This window comes from Dietzia sp. NPDC055340 (assembly GCF_053645335.1).
The window spans coordinates 1-13,442 of record NZ_JBSHML010000002.1; the positions used below are offsets into that span (position 1 = coordinate 1).

The window sequence follows — 13,442 nt, forward strand, 5'->3', positions numbered from 1 at the left end:
CCATGGGCATGCTCAACCACCATTTCGCAGCAGCCGCCTGATCGGCGCAGAGCGACAGCCTACCTCTGACTGCCGCCAATCTTTGCAACAGAGCCCGCAGACACGCCGTTGACCAGCACGTATACCCTTGGCGTCTCATCGGATGCATCATTGACTCATTGGATGCAACCGCGGAACGAGGTGTCGGATGCACGTCGACGGTGTGGGTCGGGTCTCGGTGGTGCCCTCGCTGCCGGTCCTTCGGCCCGAGGAGCAGGTGCTCCAGCTCATGCTGGACGGCTGGCGCAACCAGCAGCTCTCCAGGAACCTGCAGTTCGCGACGATCGAGCAGCGGCTGCGCTGTGTGCGCCGGTTCGTTGAGCACATGAACGAGGATCCGTGGAACTGGACGCCGGCGATGGTCGAGGAGTTCTCGGCCGACCTGCGCACCGTCCGACACGTCTCTCGCTCCACGCTGCGCAGCTACCACTCTGCGCTTCGGGCGTTCACGAGCTACGTCAGCAACCCCGACTACGGATGGGACCGGGTCTGCGAGCAGTACTTCGGCACCCACCCGGCGCAGGTCTTCTTCGACTGGAACTCCGCACCGCACGTCCAGGAGTACGACGGCGGACCCACGAAGCGTCCCTACACGCGGTCCGAGCTCGATCGACTCTTCGTCTACGCCGACGATGAGGTCGAACGCATGGGGCGGTCGGGACGCAAGGGCTGGCAGGCGGCCTATCGCGATGCGGTCATGATGAAGATCGCCTACGCCTACGGCCTCCGCTTCAACGAGTTGCGACACCTGCAGCTCGTCGACTTCGCCCGCAACCCGCATGCGCGCGAGTTCGGCCGGTTCGGCGTCTGCAAGGTCCGCTACGGCAAGTCAAAGCGCTCCTCGCCCTACAAACCCCGCAGCGTGCTCACCGTCTGGCGATGGACGCCTCCGATCCTCGAGGACTGGCTCGCCAACGGTCGCGGTGAGCCCGACACACTCGACCTGTTCCCCAGCGAACGCGGCGGCCTGGTCGGAGAACCGGCGCTGCTGCGCCGGCTACGCCGCTACTGCGACGAGCTCGGACTTTCGGACGGGCTCGATCTGCACTCGTTCCGACGCTCCTACGCTACGCATCTGTTGGAGGCTGGCTGGGACCCACGGTTCGTCCAGGACCAGATGGGGCACGAGTACGCCTCGACGACCGGCATCTACCAGTTCGTCGGCGACGAGTTCCGGCGCAGCACGCTCCGCAGCGCTCTCGACAGGACCGTCAACGAGGCCCTGGCCCGCACCACGAAGGATGGAACACCATGAAACGCAAGGTCGACTACCAGTGGCGCCTGGCCGAGCTGATGGCGGCCAGAGGTCTGCACAACACGACCGATCTCATCCCGCTGCTCGGCGAACGGGACATCACGCTCTCCCGACCGCAGGTCTACCGCCTCGTCAATCAGCGGCCGGAGCGCGTCTCGCTCCAAGTTATCGCCGCACTCTGCGACATCTTCGAGTGCACACCAGCCGATCTGGTCACGACAACCGCCGCGGACGTCCGGCGCCGGAAGACCGCGACCGAGCCCGGCTCCAACGTCGTCAGCCTCGACCGATCAGTTCGACCCCGGCGCGCGAACATTCTCGACGAGTAGGGATGGCTGCCGTGGCGAGTCGAGGACCAGCAGGCCTGTCCCCCCGCTCCACCATCCAGGGTCGTCCACGCATCACCTCGACGACCGGGAACCCGTGCGCACGCTGCGGCCGCAAGATCCCGCGGGTCGCCGTCACATGGCCGGAGGGCCGGCTCTGCAACATCTGCTACTACAACGCCGTCCACACCCGAGGCGTCTGCCCGGAGTGCCTCCAAGACCGCCTGCTACCAGGACCCGCAAGCGCCGGCGGCGGTCCGATCTGCGCGACCTGCGCGGAGATCCCCCACGACTTCCATTGCGACAGCTGCGACACCGAAGCCGGGCATCACCGAGGGCGGCTCTGCGCCCGATGTGCGCTTCGCGCCGACCTCCACCAGGTCCTCGGCGGCGAGCCGGAACACCCCGCTCTGCGCGGTCTGGTCGACGCGCTATGCGCATCCGAGCGACCCGAGTCGATCCTCGTCTGGAAGCGATCCCCCAAGGTCCAGACGCTCCTGCGTGGCCTTGGCGACGGCACGATCCCGATCTCCCACGAAGGCCTCGACGCCGTTCCCGGCAAGCCGACCGAACACATCCGAGCACTCCTGCAACATCACGGCCTACTCCCCTACCGCGATGCCTACCTGCACCGATTCGAGGAGTGGATCGCCGTCAAGTTAGAAGGGCTCCCCGCCGAGGTCCGTCAGCCCGTCCAGCACTTCGCGACCTGGCACCACCTACGCAACATCCGCGCCAAATCCGAAGCAGGCGCCAACACGCGCGGCCCGGTGCACTCAGCGAAGCAAGAGATCACCGAGACAGTCAAGTTCCTGACCTGGCTGCACCAGACACACCACCGCACCGCCGCGACCTGCACCCAGCAAGACGCCGACGAGTGGCTGGCAGGCGGACCGACCACTCGCACCATGATCAGGAACTTCTTCCAGCTCGCCAAGAAGTCCCGCTTGAACACCGGTGTCACGGTCGCGCATCGCACTCCCCGATCGAGCCCGTCCCTGAGCCAGGAGCAGAGACTTGCCTGGATCCGCGAATTGCTCACCGGGACCAGCGAGTCACTCCCCTACCGCGTCGCCGGCATGCTCCTGCTCCTCTACGCGCAACCACTGGTCAAAGTCGTCACTCTGACGACCGAGGCCATCGCCGAGAGCCCTCACGGCATGAGAATCCAGCTCGGCCGCCATCCAGTGGACGTGCCTGAGCCGTTCGCCAACATGATCCGCCAGCACCGCGATGCTCGGCCCAACCTCCGGACAGCGGCAGGGACGGACAGCCCCTGGATGTTCCCAAGCATCCTCGCCGGACGACACCTCCACCCCAACACCGTGATGGACAGACTGCGAGCCCTCGGCGTGAACCTCCTCGGCGCCCGCAACAGCGCCCTCGGCGAGCTCGTCCTCCAATGCCCACCGTCGCTAGTCGCCGACGCACTCGGCTACAGCCACCACGTCGCCTTCCTCCACGCCGAAAAGTCCGCAGAACCGTGGGCCCGATATGCGGCCCGCCACGCGGGCGACCAGCGATAGCCGGCGACCACCACGATCTGCCCAGCCATGCTCGCGTTCAGTTACACCAGGATGGTCTGGCCGTCGGCCTGCTGGATGTCCAGCAACAGATGCCCGCGCCCGCGGCTCGTCCTCACCACGGAACCGAACCCAGGGCACGACATGCGCCCGGGCATGCCGCCGCGGTCAGCGCGCTCCGGTGGCACGAAGTGGTGGCCACCGGAGCGCACTGGGTCAGTGTCTGCTGTCCTCGATAGGTGTCAGCATGACAAGTACGGCTGCGGCGGCGCAGGAAGATGCGGGTGCGGACGCTGGCGTTCCACAGACGCTGCATGAGATTCATGATGGCCTCACTTTTCACACGGGAGCACTTCGATGTGGCTGGTCCTGTGTGGTGAGTGCCCCGAGGCTTCTTGGGGCGGTCTGCTCCGCCCGACGTCAGGCTTCGCGCGTGGTCTGTCCTGCCATTTCGCAGTCTACGCTGCTCGGTTGGAGTGCGGAAGAGCGGTGGAGTTCCGCTTGCGGATTGGAGTGGAGAAGCGTCAGAAGGAGGAGCCCAGCGCAGCCTTTTGCTCATGGGAGGTTTCGTGCCAGGTGTCGGCGATGAACTGCGCGACTGCAACAGTCGAGTTGAACACGAGGCGTGCATGTCGTGGAGTCGCGGGGCTCTCGTTGACGGAGCCATGCCCGTCGCCGATTGAGTTGCGTGCCTCCGCGACGGACTGCACGAGAGTGGAGAGGGCGCGCATCGCTTTGCGGAGGGCGTCGCTGCCGCGCTTGCTGCCGTCTACCGCGTCGGCATTGATCGCGAGTGCCGATGCGGTGCTTGCGAAAAGAGCCGGGAGCTCGTCTCGTTCGGAGAACTCGATATCCAGATCCGTGAGCACGATCTTGCACTGGCTCTCGAGGAGGTTCTTGCAGGAGGAGATCGCCGCAGCGGGATCTGAGCTGAGGTCGCGGTTGATTAGATCGAGGTGACGGCGCAGCACAGAGTTCTCGGTGAGGTCGGGCGTCTTGGCGAGCGTTAGCTCGGTTGGGGCGTAATACGCGGAAATCTGACGCCAGCCATAGATGATGCGATCTCCGAAACGGTCTGTCTCGATGAGCTCATACCCATCTCGGCGGAGGGTGTCATTGTAGGCAGCGACCATCGCGGCAGCGGCGTCTGGATCGTCGCGGACAATGGGATGGACTGTCTCGGCTAAGAAGTTGAGGAACGTCTCGTCGCTGCCGTTACGAAGCTGGAAACGGTCGTCGTTGAAGACCCAGTCATCCTCCCAGTCCCAGTTGTTCACCATGTGCTGGTAGATGTCGCCGCTGGCAGTGCGGTACCTGTGGTCTCTGCTCGGCAGCTCCTCCAAGTCGTAGAGCCGGGCGAGGAACTGCGGATGCTGCAGCCGCCCCGACCAGTCGTACTCGGAAAGCGAGAGCCAATCGAACACGTTTGAGCGCGTCTGGCGAGAGATCCGCGCGCGGTTCGTTGGCGTCATGCACTAAGAATATCGGCCGCATACATCAGGAAATCGACCGCCTCTGACTCCGTCTGGACCGCACTTCCTCCGGGGAGTGCTCGGTCTGCTGAAGGCTCACGAGCACGCCCTGGGCGCGTTCGTAGTCGACGCGCTGAGCATCGTCGCCGGGCACCGCTCCGAGTGGGCTGCTCGAGGTGACGCCCCACCGGTCGCGGTACGCAATGACCGCCCGTGCCGCAGCCTCACCCTCTGCGGGAGCGGTCTCGTCGAGTCCCGTCAACCAGGGCTCTGGCTGCTTGAGGAGCTTCTCGACCAGGGCATCGATGCGCTGCTCCATGAGCTGCTCCCGCTCGTCGAGGGCTTGCCTCATCGCGGGATCGGTGATCCCGGTCGCGCGCGGGACCAGGCCGGCGATCATCCTGGCGGTCCGCTGCGGAGCAGGCTGGTAGGCCGCCGTGATGCGCTGGAGCCTGTAACGCAGCAGCGACCCGAGATCCTGCACCTCGTCCAGTCCTCCAACCTGGATGATGCGCGGGAGAAGACTGTCGATGTCGTGCCCGTCGGCTTCGAGCCTGCGCAGCTCGGTGGTGAGGATCCCGAAGGCGTCTGTCTCGACGAGCTCGTCGATCGTCTCCGCCGTGAGGCCTCCGGCGTGCAGGAGGGCGATCCAGCGTTCCTGTCCGGCGACTTGTGCGATGGTGTCGTACTCGGCCGCGAGTTGCTCGAGTGAGCCCCAGAAGTCCTGCTCCACGGTGATCGTGTCGTGTGCGGAGAGCTCTGCGCCAGGGTGCTGCAGGATCCCGTAGAGGATGCTCCGGGCGGTGTTCTGCAGGTCCTCACGGTGCTGATGCTCCTCGAGGTGATGCTCGTCGGTGGCGACGTAGACGCGGTTGGATTCGCGGCCGCGGGTCATCGCGACGTAGAGGGATTCTCGGGTCACTTCCGGTGAGTGGACGACCGCGTGTGCGGTGTCGACGGTGGCCCCTTGGGCACGGTGCGCGGTGACGGCGTAGCCGAGGTCGACGTGCTCGGCGACGTAGCTCACGGGCAGCGTGATCGTGGTGCGCCGCTTCGATCCTGCCCGCCGCACGGTGAGGGATCCGTCGTCGTTCGCATGGGCGACGTGCCAGCGGTCGCCGTTTTTCACCCAGCTTCGCCCGAGCGAGAGGCGCCGATTGTTCTCGCGGGTGATGATGAGATCTCCGCGGGAAACTTCGTTGCCGTCATGGAGTTTGACGCCGTCCACAGCGACGTCGCCCTGGAGGATTCGGTCGGTGCGGGCGCGGGTGTTGAGCGCAGAGACCGTGTCGAGGGTTTCCGCGATCAGCACCGTGCTCTTTCCCGCTGCGAGGTCTGTGCGCCAGGCTTGGTAGGCGGCTTCGAGAATCTCGTCATATCCGCCCGGCGTGACGCGCTGGTGCGCAATGTAGGTATCGATGACGTCGGTGTCGCCGATCCGCAACTGCAGGGACGCCTGCTTCTCCCAGTCGTTTCGGAAGCGACGCACATCGACCAGTTCCGGGGCGTCGCCGCGGTCACGCACGAGCATCCCGAACGCGCCGCCCGCGTCCACCGCTGCGAGTTGCGCCCAATCGCCCACGAGCAGCACTTTCGCGCCGACCTGCTGGGCGTGACTGGTGATGGCATCGAGCGCGAACGTGCCACCCAAGGAGGCTTCGTCGATGATGACGAGCTGTCCGCGCGTGAGGTTCCATTTCCCGAGGCGATGCTCATGCAGCCACTTCGCCGTGTTCTCCGTCCCGATCTCCAGATCCCCGGCGAGGACGTCGGCGGCAGCGGCCGAGGGCGCGAGCCCGGTCACCGAGCCTGGCCCGTAGCGTCGCTCCCAGGCTCGGCGCAGGGCACGCATCGTTGTGGTCTTCCCAGTCCCTGCGGGGCCGACGAGTACGTCGAGGACGCGGCCGGAGACGCCGATCTTCGCGATCGCCTGCTCCTGGTCCACCGACAGGGTGTGCCCGTCGCGGTTCTTCGTTCTGGCAGCGTCCTCGATCCATGCCAGCGGTACGGTCGGCGCCGACCGATCATTCGACGCGCCAAGGAGTCGGTCTTCTGCCGCGAGCACCTGCTCGGAGGAGAACACCGTTCCGGCTTTGGGTCGGAACACGCTCGACCCGTCCGCGCGACGAAACAGCGAGGGGCTCTTCGCGAGCTCGGGCGGAGTGAGGCGCAGCGAGACCCGTTCTGCGGCATCGACGATCTGCTGGGTGATGACGTCCCGGTCGTTCGCGGACGCGAAGCGGAGAGCCATCGTCTGTCGCACGGCCTCCGCGTGGAGGTTCCACCGTTTCCACGTCGCTCGCCGGTCACCGACCTGCTGCACCACGACCTCGGCGACCTCCTCGAGATCCTCCAACGGGATATCGTCTGCCCGCAGCAACGGTTCGTGCTCACTACCGGCGAGCAGTGCCGACGCCCAGGTTGGCGCGTCCTCACCCAGCAACGCGGTCGCGCGTTCTCGCCACTGGGAGGTGAGATCGCTGAGAGAGTGCTGCTGCTTCGGGGGCCGAGTCTCGAGCGTGGCCTGCTGCCGGAACTGCCACACCAGCTTCGGGGACGGCTGCCTCCCGTGCTTCGAGACGTAGTCGTCGACCAGCCGGTCTTTGACCTGCTCGATATCGCGAGTACGGGAAGAGAACTCGTCCATCAGCTCCTGCGGCACGCCAACGATCTCCCACGCCGTGGAGCGCCCCGCACCGCGCTCACGGGCTTCCCACCCGACGCCGAGGATCTGAGTGAGATGGTCCGAGAGGACCGCGTTGTAATGCTCCGATAGGCCGGTGACGGCGGCGTGGATAGCGCGAGAATCGAGCGTGCGCCACTTCCCGTCATGAGCTGCTTGCACGCGGTTGGCGACGACAATGTGCGTGTGGAGTTGTGGATCCGCGGCCCGAGAATCGTAATGATCGTAGGCAGTCGCAATCACACCCCGCACGTCGACTTGCGCGACGGCGCCACGCGCCCCTTTCGCGCCGACCCTGGTCATCGCGACGTCGCGCTCGAGTAGGGCGATCATGTCTCGGATCGCTGCGTGGTGAGCTTGGGCAATGAGTGCTTGCGTGCCGCCGTCGGCAACTGCCCAGAGGGTCGAGACGGACTTCGGGACCGAGAACGTGAGATCGAACCCTGCGACCGGCGCATTCGTTGGCTTCTGTGCTTCCTCCGCCTCGATCAGCGCTTGCTGCGCGGTACGCTCACCTGCGGTAAGGGACTTCGGGAGCTGATCGAGGCGGCGCTGCGTCCGCTCGCCCGCGGTGGCAAACTTTCGGTACGGACGCCCCAGTTGCTCGCCGCTGTTCGGATCCTGCCCGTGCCCCATGAGGCGCCGTAACTGCTCCTCGCTCACCGAGGCACCGACGGCGATCTCTCCGGCGAGTCCTGGGAGGCCGGCCCCGAGCCAGATGCCGGGAGGCGTTCCTGCTTCAAGGTAGTACCTTGTCAGCGCTGACGACGCATCGCGATCCCCGTCGCCAGCGACAACTGCGTTCAGCAGGTACCGGTACCCGTCCCCAGCGGTCATGACCCTGATCGAGATCGTCACACTGGGCAGGTGCGCCGCAGATCTTGGGATCTACCCTCGGAAGGCGGAGAGCGCGATGTTTGCGTCAATGCAGGGAGATAGCGAAGAGCGCGCTTCAACGGAGATGCTCGAATGGGTCCACGACGGATTGGACTCCGTGGTCGCGGCAGACGTAGACGATTCACACGCCGTACCCGTCGGCGCCGCTCGGCTCGGGGTCGCATTCTGCGCGGCAGACGTTACAGAGCCGGTGCTCGTTGCTCCCCCAGACCGTGACCTCGATATCGTCGGGGATCTCCATTCCGTCGAACTCCATATGCGGAGGTTAGCTGTCGCGGATTGAGTCGTGTCAAGATGCGGCACCGATGCTAAACCGCCGTTACCTATGGTCATCGCGCCGGTCACGCACTCGACGCTTAGTTCTTGAGGTACTCGAGGACGGCGATGACGCGCTTGTTTCCTGTGCGCTCGTTAAGGTCGAGCATGGTGAAGATGCTGCTGATGTGCCGTTCCGCGATCGCGACGCGACATGCATACGGTCCCTGATTTGCTCGTTAGTGAGCTCCGTAGCCATGAGCAAAACGTCAGTATCGCGGAGGAGCTGCTGCGGGAGCGGGAAAGGATTGACCTTACTGACGCAGAGACCCAAAGCGCGAGCATCCCTCATCGCTTTGATGCCAGCCCTTCAACCATTGCAACTAACCCGAACTCGAAATCTAGGTCTTGATCGACAGGCTCACATCCGTTGTCGAGCGCTGTTTGTTCTTCTAGTACGAAACCGACCGTATAGCGGCTGATAGCCATGAGAGCTCGGACCGCAGAGACCTCAGCGAATCCTTCGGACACGAGAAACTCGATCTGACTTTCGGGGGCATCCGAGCCCGCTGGCATCTGGTCACTCTTTTGACGGTGAAACTCTGCGTGCAGCCGTGCTCCATCCCGGACTGCCAGAAGCGCTGTCCGGAAGCTCCGCGCGTTGCGCAGGAGAAAGTCGTCCCAGCGCTCCCCTGACTCTGGGAGTGAGGCGTGGTGTTCGCGATCAAGCACATCAGCTGCGAGCGATCCGAGCAGGTGGCCCTTTGTCCGAAAGTGCCAGTAGAGCGCTGGCTGCTGCACCCGCAGATGCGCAGCCAGCGCCCGCGTGGTGAAACCGTCGATCCCCGTGTTATTGAGCACATGCCTCGCACCGCGCAAGACTGCTGCACGATCGAGTCGCGCTTGTTTCTGAGCCATGCTTGCACTTTATCATCGATAACTTTATCGTTGATAAGGTGTCATCTCTCACTTCCGCTCGTGGCTCGTTGGCCACGGTCCTCATCACGGCTAGCCTCGACGCCGCCGGCATGGGCCTGGTGATGCCGATTCTCCCCGCACTGCTACACGAGGCAGGGGTCACCGCTGATGCGGTTCCGCTGAACGTCGGAGTGCTGATCGCGCTCTACGCGGTAATGCAGTTCATCTTTGCCCCCGTACTGGGAACACTGTCGGACCGATTCGGCCGCCGCCGGGTGCTGCTTGTTTCCCTGGCCGGTGCGACCGTCGACTATCTCGTGCTCGCCACGACATCCGCTCTGTCGGTGTTCTATATCGCCCGTGCAGTGGCTGGGATAACCGGAGCGACCAATGCGGTCACCGCCACCGTGATCGCCGACATCACGCCACCCCACCAGCGCGCCAAGCGTTTCGGTTTACTCAGTGCCTGCTATGGCGGCGGAATGATCGCGGGGCCAGCCATGGGTGGACTGTTCGGTGCCATCTCGCCACATCTGCCGTTTTTGCTCGCTGCTCTTCTCTCAGCGAGCAATCTGGCACTCACCTTTATCTTGTTACGCGAGACCCGTCCTGATTCCCCTGCGCGCTCTGCGTCGCTCGCTCAGCATCGTGGTCGCCCCGGCCTCAGCGCGGTGCCTGGGATTACCTTCCTATTAGTCGCATTCGGCCTTGTTCAATTCATTGGGCAGGCTCCAGGTGCGACCTGGGTGCTGTTTACTGAACACCGCCTCGACTGGAGTCCCGTCGAAGTTGGAATCTCCCTGTCCGTCTTCGGGATCGTACAGGTTCTCGTGCAGGCCCTCCTTACTGGCCGCATCGTGGAGTGGATCGGTGAGGCAAAAACAGTCATCATCGGGTGTGTTACCGACGCCTTGGGTCTCGTAGGCCTGGCGATTGTCACTGACGCATTTTCCATGGCGCCTATCTTGGCGGCACTGGGGATCGGTGGCATCGGCCTCCCCGCTCTGCAAACCCTTCTCTCCCAGCGCGTCGATGAACAGCACCAAGGGCGCCTCCAGGGTGTGCTCGCCAGCATCAACAGCGTCACATCGATCTTCGGACCGGTCGCTTTCACAACGATCTTCGCGCTCACTTACATCAACGCCGACGGCTTCCTCTGGCTCTGCGCCGCAGCACTCTACGTGCCCTGCGTGATTCTCATCATGCGTGGTACAGCAGCGTCCCCGAAGTTCGGCTCATGGGCGAGCGGCGACTCGATGTGAGTTGTGAGACGTGAGCAGGAGCAACACGGCGGCGACACTGCTTCGCCATGGCCGACTAGCGAGACGGCGCCACCGGGAAACTCGGCATCATCTACCAAGGACAGGTCAGCTGGGAGCCTGATAGACCCATCGAAATGTGCGTGCCGATCGCGGAGAAAGGCCGGGCGCATCGGATCGAGCCATAGCACCATGAGTCTTCACGGAAGTGCGTTGACGGAGACTTCGTTGTGAACCGGGCCAAGGGAGAGCTGGAGGCCCTCTCCGAGTGGCTTGCCGATGACATGAGCTGGACGCTCATCGAGAAATCCACACACAGCGGCCCCAGTGCAGCCCGAGAGGTGCGCCCGCCGTTCTCCCGAGCGGGTGGAGGTCATTTCTGTCGTCACCCACGGACGACGCGCTTCCTGCGACGGCTACCTCGAGGCTGGAGGAATGCGCGTCCGTTTCAGCCATGCGTTCCGCTTCGTCAGCACCCCCAAGACCGCGATGATCGCAGAACTGCGACGCTACTGCATCGAGACGCAGGTTGACTGAGGCCTGTGCGGACAGCACGAACGACCCTTAAGCCCGTAATCTGGGAACCGCAGAAACTACCCGATCGAAACGCAACTACTTTGCCGGCCCTACGGGGTTGGCTCGCGGTCGTCGTCCTTGGCCGCGACCGTGCGCAGGAGGTGCTTGTAGCCATCCCTCGCGATCATCACGCGCATCGAAACCGTCACGACGCTACTGCCTTCGACGATCAGGGGAGCGGGGACTGATCGCGGACGCGCTGTCCACTTTGGTTAAAAGATTGCGCCGCTGTAGACGACCGCCATCTAGATGCCGACGATGACCATGCTCTCGAGTGCGCCACTACCCACCATTAGTGTGGTCAGGGTCGGCTTCAGGTGATGAGTCCATGTCGGTAGGCGGTGATGGCGGCGTGGACACGGTTGTCGATGCCGAGGGTGTTGAAGAGCTGGGAGACGTATTGCTTGACGGTGCCTTCGGACAGATGCATGGCCCTGCCGATCTGGGCGTTGGAGAGTCCGCGAGCGATGTGGGTGAGGAGCTCGATCTGGCGCTCGGTGAGCAGGGCAGTGAGTTCGTCTCGCGCGGTTCGGGTGCGGTGGCCCGCTCGTTGCTCGGCGGCGAGCCAGCGGGCGACTCGAGGGGAGAACGCGCCTCCGCCGTGCGCGAGGGCCCTGACGCCGGCAATGAGTTGCTGAGGTTCGTCGGACTTGAGGAGGAAACCGAGGGCGCCGGCGTTGATCGCATCGGCGATGAGATGGTCGTCGGAAAAGGTGGTGAGCATGGCGATCGGAAGCTCGGGCAGTCGGTGCCGGATCTCACGGAGAGCTCCGATGCCGTCGAGTCGTGGCATCTGGATATCCAGCAGTGCGACGTCAACGCGGTGTGTTGCCGCGGCGTCGACGGCCTCGTGGCCGTTGCTGGCGAGGGCGGTGATGTCAAGGTCAGTGGCGGAGGCGAGAATAGCGGCGACGCCGGTGCGGACGAGCTGGTCGTCATCCGCGATCAGGACACGGATCGGCGGGGTGTCGGTGCGATCCTCCGGGGTCATGGCGCGGGAACCGTTCCGATCCTGCTGACCTGGTCGGAGGCGAAGCAGACGACGTGGACGTCGACTCGTTCGAAGAAGCTGATTTCCGCCTCGTAATAGTGACAGGTCTCGTCGGGGCGAGGCGGGAACTCATCGCGTGGAGGATCGAGCATCTCCAGGGCGGCCACCGCGTCCTGTCCGGCGACTCGAGGGGCAATGGCAGTCTGTGTGGTCTCGGTGACGACCGTAGTGGTGCCGACTAACCCAGCGACCAGGTACAAGTGGACCATGGTCAGCGAGTCCAGTGCCAGGGCAGTGATCACCGTCGCCAGCAGCATTGCTCGGACCAGGCCAGAGCCAGCGAGCAGCCGCACCGTGGGCGAGCGGTCGACCAGGACCCCAATCGGGATCCCCAGCACGAGGAATGCCAGTGTTCCGATGGCGTTGAGCAAACCCATCTGCGCAGCACTGGCTCCAAGAACCAGTACCGCCAAGACATCAGTTACGAAGTCGACACCCCGACGCCCAGCGGCATCCAAGGCATTGGACAATAGCAATGGCCACCTGGGCCGTGGTAGCGAGGATCGCAGAGAAGAAGAGGAATCGGTAGAAGACATGAACTTCCCTCAGGAATGAGCGGGCGAGTGGGCAGAACAAAGGACCGCGCGACGTTCCAGCGCGGTCCTGTTACTCGCCACTTACAGGCTGGCCCGAGCCCTGAAGAACATGTCCCAACCTTCCTGGATGGATCGACCAGGAGCGTGGACAACCGTCCCCGCTCAGTGCTGAGTCTAGGCCAGCGCCAGCGCAGACCCTCAGTCGCATCCCCACATGCCGCCGAGCACGCGTCCTCGATTCCCTCCCCCGCGTCGCTCTGAAGGCCGGAACTGACTGCCCCAGCCCTTCGCGGGGGAACATGCCCGAGCCGGATGCGCAGTGGTGCCGGTGCCGCGCTGCGTTCTCCGACAGATGAAGCAGCACGGTCCCGCTGCGCGCCCCTGGCCGAGCAGATCGGCGCACGCGCCATGGTGCCCGCGATCGGCGTTGCTGCCAAGGCCGTGACCACGCTCGCGATGTCAGGCCCCTCGGCTGAACCACAGCCTGACTCAGCTCGTATACGCCCAACCTTGATACGCAGGGTTACCAGTAGGTATATAGGACATTGCAACTGCCATTTCGGCGGCGGAACTGCGGTCTATCCAGCCGGGCGTCGCGGCCCGGACCAGGACCGATTGTTAGGCTCGGTGCACGCGTTTCCGTTCTGACCAG

General features: G+C 64.4%; 12 protein-coding genes. 5 read left to right on the forward strand and 7 right to left on the reverse strand.

All coding sequences use genetic code 11. From position 1 onward, the window contains the following. Positions 1 to 187: 187 nt before the first annotated feature. From ACWIFB_RS01195 to ACWIFB_RS01205, 3 genes are read left to right on the forward strand one after another with little or no spacing between them, the layout of a single operon-like run. A complete protein-coding gene (locus ACWIFB_RS01195; protein WP_064846256.1) occupies positions 188 to 1,294 on the forward strand; it encodes a tyrosine-type recombinase/integrase in 1,107 nt (368 codons plus the stop codon). Next, positions 1,291 to 1,623 carry a helix-turn-helix domain-containing protein gene (locus tag ACWIFB_RS01200; RefSeq protein WP_064846257.1) on the forward strand — a complete coding sequence of 111 codons (333 nt, stop codon included), beginning with the start codon at positions 1,291 to 1,293 and terminating at the stop codon, positions 1,621 to 1,623. The genes ACWIFB_RS01195 and ACWIFB_RS01200 overlap by 4 nt, the downstream gene beginning before the upstream one ends. An 11-nt stretch (positions 1,624 to 1,634) precedes the next feature. Further along, complete coding sequence (locus ACWIFB_RS01205; protein WP_197493114.1) at positions 1,635 to 3,146, forward strand: recombinase XerD; 1,512 nt, start codon at positions 1,635 to 1,637, stop codon at positions 3,144 to 3,146. A gap of 41 nt (positions 3,147 to 3,187) precedes the next feature. Here ACWIFB_RS01205 and ACWIFB_RS01210 read toward each other — a convergent pair whose 3' ends face one another. From ACWIFB_RS01210 to ACWIFB_RS01230, 5 genes are all read right to left on the reverse strand, one after another. After that, positions 3,188 to 3,355 (reverse strand): hypothetical protein, encoded by a 168-nt coding sequence (locus tag ACWIFB_RS01210; protein WP_275703462.1) that lies wholly within the window; start codon positions 3,353 to 3,355, stop codon positions 3,188 to 3,190. A gap of 312 nt (positions 3,356 to 3,667) precedes the next feature. Further along, positions 3,668 to 4,615 (reverse strand): abortive infection family protein, encoded by a 948-nt coding sequence (locus tag ACWIFB_RS01215; RefSeq protein WP_081473272.1) that lies wholly within the window; start codon positions 4,613 to 4,615, stop codon positions 3,668 to 3,670. A 25-nt stretch (positions 4,616 to 4,640) separates the two neighbouring features. Next, entirely contained in the window at positions 4,641 to 8,156 is a 3,516-nt protein-coding gene (gene mobF / locus ACWIFB_RS01220) for a MobF family relaxase (RefSeq protein ID WP_040504913.1), read from the reverse strand. A 160-nt stretch (positions 8,157 to 8,316) separates the two neighbouring features. Continuing rightward, the gene (locus ACWIFB_RS01225; RefSeq protein WP_255180144.1) at positions 8,317 to 8,451 is read right to left on the reverse strand and encodes a hypothetical protein; all 135 of its coding nucleotides are present in this window, start codon (positions 8,449 to 8,451) and stop codon (positions 8,317 to 8,319) included. Between the two features lie 347 nt (positions 8,452 to 8,798). Beyond that, entirely contained in the window at positions 8,799 to 9,368 is a 570-nt protein-coding gene (locus ACWIFB_RS01230) for a TetR/AcrR family transcriptional regulator C-terminal domain-containing protein (protein WP_010154754.1), read from the reverse strand. Positions 9,369 to 9,406: 38 nt separating this feature from the next. Here ACWIFB_RS01230 and tet(33) point away from each other — a divergent pair, with 38 nt between their 5' ends. Together tet(33) and ACWIFB_RS01240 are read left to right on the forward strand one after the other, a co-directional pair. Next, positions 9,407 to 10,630, forward strand: a complete 1,224-nt coding sequence (gene tet(33) / locus ACWIFB_RS01235) for a tetracycline efflux MFS transporter Tet(33) (RefSeq protein WP_074690335.1) — start codon at positions 9,407 to 9,409, stop codon at positions 10,628 to 10,630. 324 nt (positions 10,631 to 10,954) lie between these two features. Then, positions 10,955 to 11,164, forward strand: a complete 210-nt coding sequence (locus ACWIFB_RS01240) for a hypothetical protein (RefSeq protein WP_204677726.1) — start codon at positions 10,955 to 10,957, stop codon at positions 11,162 to 11,164. Between the two features lie 352 nt (positions 11,165 to 11,516). Here the strand turns inward: ACWIFB_RS01240 and ACWIFB_RS01245 are convergent, their stop codons facing one another. Beyond that, positions 11,517 to 12,194 carry a response regulator gene (locus tag ACWIFB_RS01245; RefSeq protein WP_010154757.1) on the reverse strand — a complete coding sequence of 226 codons (678 nt, stop codon included), beginning with the start codon at positions 12,192 to 12,194 and terminating at the stop codon, positions 11,517 to 11,519. Next, positions 12,191 to 12,631: an MFS transporter gene (locus ACWIFB_RS01250; protein WP_064846260.1), complete on the reverse strand. Its 441-nt coding sequence runs from the start codon at positions 12,629 to 12,631 to the stop codon at positions 12,191 to 12,193. The genes ACWIFB_RS01245 and ACWIFB_RS01250 overlap by 4 nt, the downstream gene beginning before the upstream one ends. Positions 12,632 to 13,442 lie beyond the last annotated feature (811 nt).

Bases quoted from the DNA above. Each gene is read 5' to 3' on its own strand.
- ACWIFB_RS01250 (WP_064846260.1), bottom strand. From the start codon at position 12,631: ATGGGTTTGCTCAACGCCATCGGAACACTGGCATTCCTCGTGCTGGGG.
- ACWIFB_RS01200 (WP_064846257.1), top strand. From the start codon at position 1,291: ATGAAACGCAAGGTCGACTACCAGTGGCGCCTGGCCGAGCTGATGGCG.
- ACWIFB_RS01230 (WP_010154754.1), bottom strand. From the start codon at position 9,368: ATGGCTCAGAAACAAGCGCGACTCGATCGTGCAGCAGTCTTGCGCGGT.
- ACWIFB_RS01245 (WP_010154757.1), bottom strand. From the start codon at position 12,194: ATGACCCCGGAGGATCGCACCGACACCCCGCCGATCCGTGTCCTGATC.
- ACWIFB_RS01225 (WP_255180144.1), bottom strand. From the start codon at position 8,451: ATGGAGTTCGACGGAATGGAGATCCCCGACGATATCGAGGTCACGGTC.
- ACWIFB_RS01195 (WP_064846256.1), top strand. From the start codon at position 188: ATGCACGTCGACGGTGTGGGTCGGGTCTCGGTGGTGCCCTCGCTGCCG.
- ACWIFB_RS01215 (WP_081473272.1), bottom strand. From the start codon at position 4,615: ATGACGCCAACGAACCGCGCGCGGATCTCTCGCCAGACGCGCTCAAAC.